This window comes from Nonomuraea salmonea (genome assembly GCF_042428605.1).
Lineage (GTDB): Bacteria > Actinomycetota > Actinomycetes > Streptosporangiales > Streptosporangiaceae > Nonomuraea > Nonomuraea salmonea.
The window spans coordinates 501,869-512,261 of sequence record NZ_JBHMCF010000029.1; the positions used below are offsets into that span (position 1 = coordinate 501,869).

Sequence of the window (10,393 nt, forward strand, 5' to 3'; positions counted from 1 at the left end):
GCACAGACGAACGGGGCACAGACGAACGGGGCACGGCTTCGGCCGTGCCCCGTCGTCATGTCAGCCGATCACGGTGCAGCTGGCCGTGGCCTTCTTGGCCGGGTCGCTCTCGGACGTGGCCGTGAGCTTGATCTTGCCGACGTGGCCGCCGCCGGTGCGTACGGCGTCCACGCTGACGAGCTCCTGCTTGCCGAACTCGACGGAGGCCAGCGCGTTGGGCAGCCGGACGTCCCAGCCCTTGCCCTGGACCTCGGCCTTGAGCCGGTAGATGTCGGCGTTGAGGTAGGCGCTGACGTCCTCGGGATGCTGGCCACGGGCCGCGGCCTTCTTGCCGGTGTTGAACAGCGGGAACTTGCAGGTGGAGACGTTCTTGCCGGACGGCAGCCCCACCGAGGGCAGCAGCTTGACGCCGCGCCGCTGCGGGCCCGCGCCGTCGAGCGAGCGGATCGCGACCGTGTACGACAGCTGGCCCTTCTTGTCCCGGTGCAGGTCGGTGACGTAGAAGTGCAGCCGGTTGGCCTCGTCGACGTACTCGTACTCGCTGCCGGAGTCGGTGCCGGCGTGGAAGAGGGCGTCAGACAGCTGGCGGTAGTCGCCGATGGTGATCGGCACCTTCGTGCCGTCGGGCAGCACGTAGTCGGTCATGCCGATGTCCTGCGGGTTGGCGTCGATCACCCACTCGAACGGCGACCTGTCCTCGTTCTTGGTCTTGGCGAGCAGCACGCCGGAGTCGGGCGTGAACGAGTCGGCGCCCATCCGGTCGACGACCTCGACGGTGTAGTTGTTGTAACCACCGCCGTCGCACAGCGGATCGCCGCTGTCACAGGTGCTGCGGTCCTGGTCCATCGCGATGTTGACGCCGGACAGCCCGTTCTTGCCGGGCTGCACCACGCGGGCCGTCACCTTGGCGGTCACCAGGCCCGACTCGGCGAGCGCCTCGCGGCTGAGCCGCAGCACGTTCGCCTCGTCCACCATGTTCAGCTTGATCTTGTTGCGGAGCATGTGCTGGGCGCCCATGGACCCGCCCGCGGTGGGCGGGACGAGCCAGCGTGAGTGCGGGCCGCCGGGGCCGTTGAAGCTGCCGCGGCTCAGCATCTCCCAGATGCCGGTGTACGACCGCCGCGGCGGCACCCCGTACGGGTTGTTGTAGTTGTCGGCGATGCCGAAGATGTGGCTCAGCTCGTGGGCGTAGACGCCCATGCCGGAGCTCTCGGCCTGCACCGAGTCGACGCCGAAGCGGGCGTTGGGCCAGAAGTTGGAGCCGGCCTGCCAGGAGGTCCACTCGACGTAGCGGGTCGGCGACCAGTTGGGCAGCGCCGGGTCGTCCGGGCCCCACTCGTCGGTGACGTCCTCCTTGGTCGGGAACTTCATCATCCCGAACTCCTGCCAGGTGGCCGATTCGTCCTGGCCGGCGCTGAGGTAGAAGACGAAGTCGAACTGGTCCGCCACATCCTGGCCGACGTCGGCCAGCCAGGCCGCGTTGCCGTCGGCGCGCAGGTTCTTGTTGCAGCTGTCGCCGGAGGGGCACGACTGGCGCTGGTACTCCATCGCGTACTCGTGGTCCTTGCCCGGCATCGTGTACGGGCCGAACCCGGTCAGCTCCACGCCGATGCGGCCACCGGAGTCCTCCATCCAGTATTCGTGGATGGTGTGCCCCTTGTTGAGGTCGTTCGGGGTGTTGAGGAAGTCCTGGTAGAACCTGGCGACCTGGTCGCGCGGGATGTCGTGGGCCTCGGCGCTCGGGTTGGCGTACACCGTGGAGTTCTGCGGCTGGGTCACCACGAACGGCTGGTTGGGGTAGTCGAGCAGCACGAGCGCGCCCTTGAAGGTGCGCTGCGACCCCTTGACGGCGGGGTCGTTCCACTTCGTGCCGGGGGGCTTCTTGTAGTCCGCCCACGTCATGTTGTCGGGGTTCACCCAGTTCTGCGGGTCGACGGGCTTGAGACCGGTGCTGGGAGTCTTGCGCAGGGCCCGCTCCTCGGCAGCGGCGTCGAGGGATTCGTCGAGCTGCCAGGGCTGGGTCTGCGGCCAGTGGTTCTGCCGCCACGGGTGCTCGGGGTTCTCGGGGGGTGCTGCGGAAGCAGGGGTCGCCATCAGGCTCACCGGGATCAGCACGATGGCCGCCAGCAAACCCTTCAGCAGCTTCTTCGGGGCGTTCACGGCTTGACCGTATAGACGTTGTTGACGGAGATCACCGAGCAGTTGTAGGGAAGACCTGTACTGACATTTCCGTCATTTGTCGAAAAGGCCATGTAAGGGGTGGTTGTGGCGGATCTTCAACGGGCCGTGGACGAGCTCGCCGCCCGCCTCGAACGCCCCCTGCTCCTGGAGGACCGCCACCAGCGCGTGGTCGCCTACAGCGAGCAGAACGGCGCGATGGACGACGTCCGCCGCGACTCGATCCTGCGCCGGCACACCGTGCCCGAGGTGCGGCAGTGGCTGCGCGCGGCCGGGATCACCGAGGCCACCGGGCCGCTGCGCACGCCTGGCGCGCCCCAGCTCGGGCTGCTGCCGCGGGTCTGCGTTCCCGTACGGCACGCCGACGGCCTGCTCGGCTTCCTGTGGTTCATCGACGCCGAGCCGCCCATGCCCCAGCCGGCCGTCGCCGAGGCCGCCCGCGCGGTGCCGGGGCTCGCCCTCGCGCTGTTCCACGAGAGCCTGGCCAGCGGGCTCGCCTCGCAGCGGGAGCTGGAGGCGGTGACCGGGCTGCTGCTCGGCGAGCGGGACGCGGCCAGGCAGCTCATCGAGGCGGGCGCGTTCCCGCAGGCGCAGCCGGTGACCGTCCAGGTGGCCAGGCCGCGCACGGCCGAGCCCGACGACGCGCTCCGGCTGGCGCTGGAGCAGGGGCTGCTGGCGCTGCGGCGGCGGCTGAGCGGGCACCACCCGCTGCACCTGATGCGCTACGACCACGCGGTGCTGCTCACGGCGGGGCCGCCGGTCTCGGCCGACGAGCTGCACGCGGCCATGCCGGTGCCGGTGGTGGTCGGGGTGGGCCGGCCCAGGCCCGAGCTGGCGCTGGCGGCGGAGTCGTACCGGGAGGCCAGGCACGCGGCCGAGGTGACGGCGCGGGTGCCCGGCCTCGGGCGTACGGCGGAGTGGGCCAGGCTGGGCGTCTACCGGATGCTCACCCAGCTGCCGGACCGGGAGCTGCACCCGGGGCTCGAAGGGCTGCTGGCGGACGCGCAGTACCTGCCGCTGCTGGAGACCCTGGAGACGTATCTGGATCTGGCGGGCAGCGCGGTGGCGACCTCGAAGGCGCTGCGGCTGCACAGGACCTCGCTGTACTACCGATTACAGCGGGTGGAGGAGCTGGCCCGCACCGATCTGAAGGACGGCGGCGAGCGGCTGGCGCTGCACCTCAGCCTGAAGCTGGCGCGCCTGTCCGGGCGTTATCTGCCGCGCGAGCCGCCCGGCCCGTCCTGACCTCCGCTCTCGACGCGTTCGAGCAGCTCGCGCAGCGACGCGCGTTGCTCGGGCGTGAGCACCGCGAGCAGCTCCTCCCCCGCTTCCCTGCGCGCCTCGCGAGCCCGATCGGCCAGCGCGCGCCCCTCGCCGGTGAGCACGACCAGCGTGGAGCGCCGGTTGGCCGGATCGACCTGCCTGCGCACCAGGCCCGCCGCCTCCAGCGCGTCCACGACGGGCGTGAGCGAGCGCGGCACGATGCGCAGCTCGTCGGCCAGCCGGACCATGCGCATCGGCTGCCCTGCGTCGGCCAGAGCCCGCAGCGCCCGCGCCTGGCCCGGATTGAGCCCCAGCGGGACCAGCCGGTGGGCGTAGCCGTGCCGCACACGCTTGCCGACCAGGTAGAAGAGCTCCGCGAGCTCCTTGTCTGCCATGCCGAGAAGTTTAGCCGGAACAAATATGAGCTAACCTCTGTTCGAATGGGCAGCCGAAAGAAGGAGGTTCCACGTTGGCGGAGGAACCGCGCGCGCCGATCGGGCGCATCATCAAGCTGTTCGGCGCCTACCGCGGCCGCCTCACCGTGGTTGCCTCGCTCATCGTGCTGTCCTCGCTGGTGGGGCTGGCCTCGCCGTTCCTGCTGCGCGAGGTGCTCGACGTGGCGATCCCGGCCAGGGACGCCGGGCTGCTCACCCTGCTCGCGCTCGGCATGATCCTCGTGGCGGTCACGACGACCGTGTTCGACGTGCTGCAGACGCTCGTCTCCACCACTGTGGGTCAGCGGGTCATGCACGACCTGCGGGTCTCGGTCTACAGCCACCTCCAGCGCATGTCGATGGCCTTCTTCACCAGGACCAGGACCGGCGAGGTGCAGTCGCGCATCGCCAACGACATCGGCGGCATGCAGGCCGTCGTCACCTCGACGGCCGCGTCCCTGGTCTCCAACCTGACCACGGTGATCGCCACGGTCGTCGCCATGGCCGCCCTCGACTGGCGGCTGACCCTGGTCTCGCTCGCGCTGCTGCCGGTGTTCGTGTGGATCAGCCGCAAGGTCGGCTCGGAGCGCAAGCGCATCACCTCCGAGCGCCAGCGCAAGCTCGCCGGCATCGCCTCGATGGTGCAGGAGTCACTGTCGATCAGCGGCATCCTGCTCGGCCGCACGATGGGCCGCTCCGCCGAGCTGACCGAGCGCTTCGGCAGGGCCTCGCACGAGCTGGCCGAGCTGGGCGTGGCCACCAGCATGGCGGGGCGCTGGCGGCAGGCGTCGATCCAGCTCGTGATGGCCGCCATGCCCGCCGCCATCTACTGGGCCGCCGGCCACACCGCGGCGATCTCGGTGGGCACGCTGGTGGCGTTCACGACGTTGCAGACGAGCCTGTTCCGGCCGATGGTGTCGCTGCTGCGGCTCGGCGTCGAGGTGCAGACCTCGCTGGCGCTGTTCGGGCGCATCTTCGAGTATCTCGACCTGCCGGTGGACATCAGGCCGGGCACGCGGGAGCTGACGGACGTGCGCGGCGAGGTGCGCTTCGAGCAGGTCGACTTCTCCTACGGCGACACCCCCACGCTCACCGGCGTCGACCTCACCGTGCCCGCGGGCTCGTCGCTGGCCATCGTGGGCGAGACGGGCTCGGGCAAGACCACGCTCAGCTACCTGCTCCCCCGCCTGTACGACGTCACCGCCGGCCGGGTCACCATCGACGGCGTGGACGTGCGGGAGCTGACGTTCGAGACGCTCAGCGGCACCGTGGGGGTCGTGTCGCAGGAGACGTACCTGTTCCACGCCTCGATCGCCGACAACCTGCGCTTCGCCCGCCCCTCGGCCACCGACGAGGAGCTGGAGGCGGCGGCGCGGGCGGCGCGCATCCACGACCACATCGCGGCGCTGCCCGACGGCTACGACACCGTGGTGGGCGAGCGCGGCTACCGCTTCTCAGGAGGCGAGAAGCAGCGCCTGGCCATCGCCCGTACGCTGCTGCGCGACCCGCCGGTCCTGGTGCTCGACGAGGCCACCAGCGCGCTGGACACGCAGACGGAGAAGGCCGTGCAGGAGGCGCTGGACACGCTGGCGCGGGGGCGTACGACGATCACCATCGCCCACCGCCTGTCCACCGTGCGCGACGCCGGCCAGATCGTGGTGCTCGCCCACGGGCGGGTCGTGGAGCGCGGCACCCACGACGAGCTGATCGCCCGCGGCGGCCACTACGCGGCCCTGGTGAGCCGCGATCATCCCGTGGAACTCGTCTGACCGCCCCCTAAACGTGCTTTGCCTCACATTACGGTCAGGCCGGAATCCGCTTCGCGGAAGCGCTTGTTCATCCCCCCGGTGCTTCCCCAAGGCAAGGATTCTTCGTGTCTCTGTCCTCCTCCACGTTCAGGGCCCTGCGTCATCACAATTACCGGCTCTGGGCGGGAGCCGACATCGTCTCCGTGACCGGCACCTGGATGCAGGTGCTCGGGGTGAACTGGCTCATCCTGACCCTGACGGGCTCGGCGACCAGCGTGGGGCTGAGCCTTGTGATGCAGGCGCTGCCGACGCTGCTGCTCGGCATGTGGGGCGGGGCGCTGGCCGACCGGCTGCCGAGCAGGCCCGTCGTGATCGCCGCGCAGCTCGCGCAGGCGGGCCTCGCCGCCGTGCTCGCGGTGATCGCGCTGAGCGAGGTGACGTCCGTGCTGCCGATCTACGGCGTGGCGCTGGCGGGCGGCGTGGTGAACGCGCTCGGCGGGCCCGCGCTCGGGCGCTTCGGGGCCGAGGTGGTGCCGCCCGACGACCTGCCGAACGCGATGGCGCTCGGCTCGATCCTCAACTCCGCCGGCCGCATCCTGGGCATGAGCCTGGCCGGCGCGCTGCTGCCGTTCACCGGCAACGGCGGCCTGTTCGTGGTCAACGCCGCCAGCTTCTTCGTGGTGATCGCGGCCGTTCTGGGCATGCGGCGGCGGGAGTTCCACCGGCTGGCCGCCGCCGACCGGCAGCCCGGCGCCGTGCTCGACGGCCTGCGGTACGTGCTGCGCACGCCCTGGCTGCTCGTGGTGCTCGCGCTCTGGTTCGTCTCGGGCAGCGTCGGCCGCAACTACCAGGTCACCATGGCCGCCATGAGCGCGGGCCCGCTGGAGGCGGGCGCGGGCGGCTACGGGCTGCTGTCCACGGTCTTCGCCGTCGGCACGGTGCTGGGCGGCTTCCTCGCCGCCACGCGAACCCGGCTGACGCTGCGGCTGCTGCTCATCATGGCGTTCCTGACCGGGCTGGTGCAGGCGCTGAGCGGGCTGATGCCGTCGCTGTGGTCGTTCGCGGCCCTGATGGTGCCGATCGCGGCGGGCGCGGTGGCGCTGGACACCACCGTCTCCGCCCGCGCCCAGCTCGACAGCCCCGACGCGATGCGCGGGCGGGTCATCGCGGCGCTGTCCATCGTCAGCGCCGCCGCGGGCGCGGTCGGCGGGCCGCTGCTCGGCTGGCTGAGCGACACGCTCGGGCCGCGCGTCGCCCTGGAGGTCGGCGGCGTGGCGTGCCTGTCGGCCGCGCTGCTCGCGGCGGTGGGGCTGGCCCGGCTCTCCGGGCGTACGGTGCGGCAGGCCATCCGCCTGCGCCCGCAACTGGAGAACGCCTGACCACCTGTGGGAACACTCTTTCCCGCGTTGCACCGCATACCAGCGAGCAGTCAACCCATAACGTGAGTTGGAGGTCAGCCGAACGGCGTCCTCGCCGTGCGCATCCCGGTCCTGGAGCGGCCAGGCCCGTGAGGAGATGACATGCCGGACCTGCCCTTCGACGACGAGCACGCACCTCTCTACTCACTCGGGCAGGTGGCGGAGATGCTGCAGGTGCAACCCGCCTTCCTGCGCCGGCTCGACCAGCACGACGTCGTCAGGCCCAGCAGGTCGAGCGGCGGCCAGCGGCGCTACTCGCGGCGCGACATCGTCATCGTCCAGCACGTCACCCGCATGGCCGAGGAAGGCATGACGCTCATCGCCATCCGCCGCATCCTGGAGCTGGAGCGCGAGGTCGCCGCCCTGCGCCAGGAGCTCGAAGGGACGCGGGCACGGCTGCGCGAGCAGGAGTGACACCGGAGATCTGCCCCGAGATCGGTGGGGCGCGTACTCTCGTGGCGTGCACAACACGAGATACGCGCCCTCCGGCATGGTGTGCAGCGTCGACCACCTGGCCTCGGCGGCCGGGCTGGCGATGCTGGAGCGCGGCGGCTCGGCCGCCGACGCGGCGATCGCCGCCAACGCCGTGCTGGCGGTCGTCGCCCCCCACATGTGCGGCCTCGGCGGCGACCTGTTCGCCCTGGTCCACGACGGCGCCACCGTCACCGCGCTCAACGCCTCAGGACGCGCGGGCTCCGGCGCCGATCCGGCCCGGCTTCGGGCCGAAGGCCACACGCGCATGCCCCACCTGCACGACATCAGGTCCGTCACCGTGCCTGGGTGCGTCGACGGCTGGGCCTCGCTGCACGGCAGGCACGGCAGGCTGCCCATGGCCGAGCTGCTGGCGCCCGCGATCAGGCTGGCCTCCGCCGGGTTCCCCGCCTCACCCCTGATGGTGGCGGGCGCCGCCAACGCGGCCCGGCGGCCCGGTGGCGGCGACTTCGCCTCCGTACGCGCGGCGGGCGACCGCGTCACCAGGCCCGGCGTGGCCCGCGCGCTGCAGGCCCTGGCCGGGCACGGCCGTAACGGCTTCTACCTGGGCGAGTTCGGGCAGGGCCTGGTCGAGGCGGGCGCCGGCGAGTACGTCGAGGCCGACCTGGCCGCGCCGGGCGCCGACTGGGTCGAGCCGCTCAGGACCCGCGCCCACGGCCACGACGTCTGGTCGATGCCGCCCAACTCCCAGGGCTACCTGCTGCTGATGTCCCTCGCCATCGCCGAGGGGCTCGACCTGCCCGCCTCCCCTTCCCATCCCGTCTGGGCCCACCTGCTGGCCGAGTCCGCCAGGATCGCCGGGCACGACCGGCTCGACGTGCTGCACGAGGATACCAAGGACCTGCTCGACCCGGCCGAGATCACCCGGCGGCGGTCGCGGATCGACTCGCGGTCCCGGCTGCGGCTCGGCGGGCCGGGCCAGGACGGTGACACGACGTACCTGTGCGTGATCGACGGCGACGGCATGGGGGTCTCGCTCATCCAGTCGAACGCGTCCGGGTTCGGCAGCATGGTGTTCGAGCCCCGTACGGGGATCAACCTGCACAACCGCGGCATCGGCTTCTCGCTCAAGCCCGGTCACCCGGCCGAGTACGGGCCGGGCCGCCGCCCGCCCCACACGCTCACCCCCGCGCTCATCACCCGCCCCGACGGCTCGCTGAGGTCCGTCGTCGGCACCATGGGCGGCGACGCCCAGCCCCAGGTCCTGCTGCAGGTCATCACCCGCCTGCTGCGCCACGGCGAGGAGCCGGGCCGCGCGATCGCGGCGCCGCGCTGGCGGCTCGGCACCGGCGGCACCGGGTTCGACACCTGGGACGCGCCCGACGACGCCGTGCTCGACCTGGAGGAGGGCGGCGGCTGGTCCGACGGCCTCGCCGCGCTCGGGCACCGGGTGGCGGCGCTGCCGTACGGGAGCTCGTTCGGCCACGCCCACCTCATCGACGTCCGCCCCGACGGCATGCTGGCCGGCGCCGCCGACCCGCGCTCGCTCGTCGGCGCCGCGATTGGACGCTGAGCCGCCGGGTAGCGGGTGCCGCTATGGCTACGGACGTCATCACGCTTGGAGGAGGGGAGCACGCTGCTGCCCGCGCTGCGGCAGACGGCCGACGCCAAGGAGCTCGACCGGCTCGGCAGGGCCTTCGAGCAGCGCCGCGCCGAGGAGCTGAAGGCCCTGTCAGGTTCGGCCTCCGGCTCTCCCGACGGCGCCACCAAGGCCGAGTTGCACGAGCAGGCGCAGCAGGCCGACGTCCCCGGCCGGTCACAGATGGACAAGCAAGAGCTGGCGCGGGCTTTGAAGAAGGCCGGATCCTAGGATTCCGGCCCGTTGGGAGGGTAGGGGTACCGACATGACGGAGCTGCCTCCGGACCGGTTCGGCCTGGCTGACGAGCAGGAGATCGAGGTCGAGGAGTGGACCGACGACCTCGGGTTCCGGCACGAGGTCGTGCCCGACGACCCCCGGCACCACGACTCGCTCGACGAGCGCCTGCGCCGCGAGGCTCCCGACCGGCTGCGCGGGCCCCGCCCCAAACACCGGCTCACCCAGCCGGACGAGGGGCTCGGGCCCGACCTGGACGACGAGGAGATCGCCACGGAGTACTCCGACGACGGCGACGACCTCTCGGCCGAGGAGCGCGCGATCCGCATCGACTCGGAGGACGACCTCACCTGAGGTGAAGCGGCCTCAGGCGGCGGTCAGGGGAGGCGGCGCAGGGCGGGGAGGATGGCGTGGAGGTCGTCGACGATGACGTCGGCGGCCTTCGCCTGCGGCCGCTCGGCGTGCAGGTAGCCCCACGGGCCGCGGCGCAGCAGCGCGGTGCGCATGCCCGCCGCCGCGGCCGGCAGCACGTCGTTGTCCAGCCGGTCGCCGACGTACAGGATCTCGGCGGGCGCGCACCCGGCCACCGCGGCGACCTTGGCGAAGAAGCCGGGGTCGGGCTTGGAGACGCCCCAGCCGTCGGAGGTGTGGACGGAGTCGGCGGGCAGGTCCATCGCCACCAGCGCGTCGTAGGCGCGGCGCGGCTGGTTGCCGGCGATGATCACCTGGTGTCCCGCGGCCCTGATGGCCGCCAGCGCCTCGCGCACGTCGGGATAGAGGTCGTCGGCGTCGAAGTGGTTGCGCAGGCCGTCGGGGTCGTCACGTTCCCAGGCCGCCTCCTCGACGTCGGGATCGATGCCGGGACGGACGAGGCGAAAGGCGTCACTGTGCGGCCGGTCGAGGGCCGCCATCCCGCCCAGGGCGCCCATGAGCAGGAAGGGGCTGACGCCCAGCCGCTCGGCCCAGCGGTGCCAGATGCGGCCCTCGCTGACGAGCGTCTCACCGACGTCGAACACCACTGCCTTGATCATCGATCCCCCTGCTCA

The 10,393-nt window shown here is 71.9% G+C and carries 10 protein-coding genes; 7 read left to right on the forward strand and 3 right to left on the reverse strand.

The genetic code is table 11. The features are described from left to right. Positions 1-60: 60 nt before the first annotated feature. Entirely contained in the window at positions 61-2,160 is a 2,100-nt protein-coding gene (locus ACFFR3_RS26420; RefSeq protein ID WP_364363526.1) for a M6 family metalloprotease domain-containing protein, read from the reverse strand. A 105-nt stretch (positions 2,161-2,265) separates the two neighbouring features. Between ACFFR3_RS26420 and ACFFR3_RS26425 the strand changes: the two genes are divergently transcribed. Beyond that, positions 2,266-3,423 carry a PucR family transcriptional regulator gene (locus ACFFR3_RS26425; protein ID WP_364363523.1) on the forward strand — a complete coding sequence of 386 codons (1,158 nt, stop codon included), beginning with the start codon at positions 2,266-2,268 and terminating at the stop codon, positions 3,421-3,423. On the opposite strand, the gene ACFFR3_RS26430 is transcribed toward ACFFR3_RS26425, so the two are convergent. Next, the gene (locus tag ACFFR3_RS26430; RefSeq protein ID WP_379484015.1) at positions 3,390-3,836 is read right to left on the reverse strand and encodes a MarR family winged helix-turn-helix transcriptional regulator; all 447 of its coding nucleotides are present in this window, start codon (positions 3,834-3,836) and stop codon (positions 3,390-3,392) included. The two genes, ACFFR3_RS26425 and ACFFR3_RS26430, sit on opposite strands and share 34 nt — an antisense overlap. Positions 3,837-3,910: 74 nt before the next feature. Between ACFFR3_RS26430 and ACFFR3_RS26435 the strand changes: the two genes are divergently transcribed. The 6 genes from ACFFR3_RS26435 to ACFFR3_RS26460 all read left to right on the forward strand — a co-directional run bounded on the left by ACFFR3_RS26435 (position 3,911) and on the right by ACFFR3_RS26460 (position 9,701). Continuing rightward, positions 3,911-5,644: an ABC transporter ATP-binding protein gene (locus tag ACFFR3_RS26435; protein ID WP_379484016.1), complete on the forward strand. Its 1,734-nt coding sequence runs from the start codon at positions 3,911-3,913 to the stop codon at positions 5,642-5,644. Between the two features lie 104 nt (positions 5,645-5,748). Continuing rightward, positions 5,749-7,002 (forward strand): MFS transporter, encoded by a 1,254-nt coding sequence (locus ACFFR3_RS26440; protein WP_345387522.1) that lies wholly within the window; start codon positions 5,749-5,751, stop codon positions 7,000-7,002. Between the two features lie 141 nt (positions 7,003-7,143). Then, a complete protein-coding gene (locus ACFFR3_RS26445) occupies positions 7,144-7,455 on the forward strand; it encodes a MerR family transcriptional regulator (protein WP_345387524.1) in 312 nt (103 codons plus the stop codon). Positions 7,456-7,501: 46 nt separating this feature from the next. Beyond that, positions 7,502-9,046: a gamma-glutamyltransferase family protein gene (locus ACFFR3_RS26450; protein ID WP_379484017.1), complete on the forward strand. Its 1,545-nt coding sequence runs from the start codon at positions 7,502-7,504 to the stop codon at positions 9,044-9,046. Positions 9,047-9,091: 45 nt separating this feature from the next. Further along, a complete protein-coding gene (locus tag ACFFR3_RS26455; protein WP_345387529.1) occupies positions 9,092-9,343 on the forward strand; it encodes a hypothetical protein in 252 nt (83 codons plus the stop codon). Positions 9,344-9,377: 34 nt separating this feature from the next. Further along, positions 9,378-9,701, forward strand: coding sequence for a DUF5709 domain-containing protein (locus ACFFR3_RS26460; RefSeq protein WP_345387531.1), 324 nt, complete (start codon positions 9,378-9,380; stop codon positions 9,699-9,701). Positions 9,702-9,724: 23 nt separating this feature from the next. Here the strand turns inward: ACFFR3_RS26460 and ACFFR3_RS26465 are convergent, their stop codons facing one another. Further along, positions 9,725-10,378 (reverse strand): HAD family hydrolase, encoded by a 654-nt coding sequence (locus tag ACFFR3_RS26465; RefSeq protein ID WP_345387533.1) that lies wholly within the window; start codon positions 10,376-10,378, stop codon positions 9,725-9,727. Between the last annotated feature and the right edge of the window lie 15 nt (positions 10,379-10,393).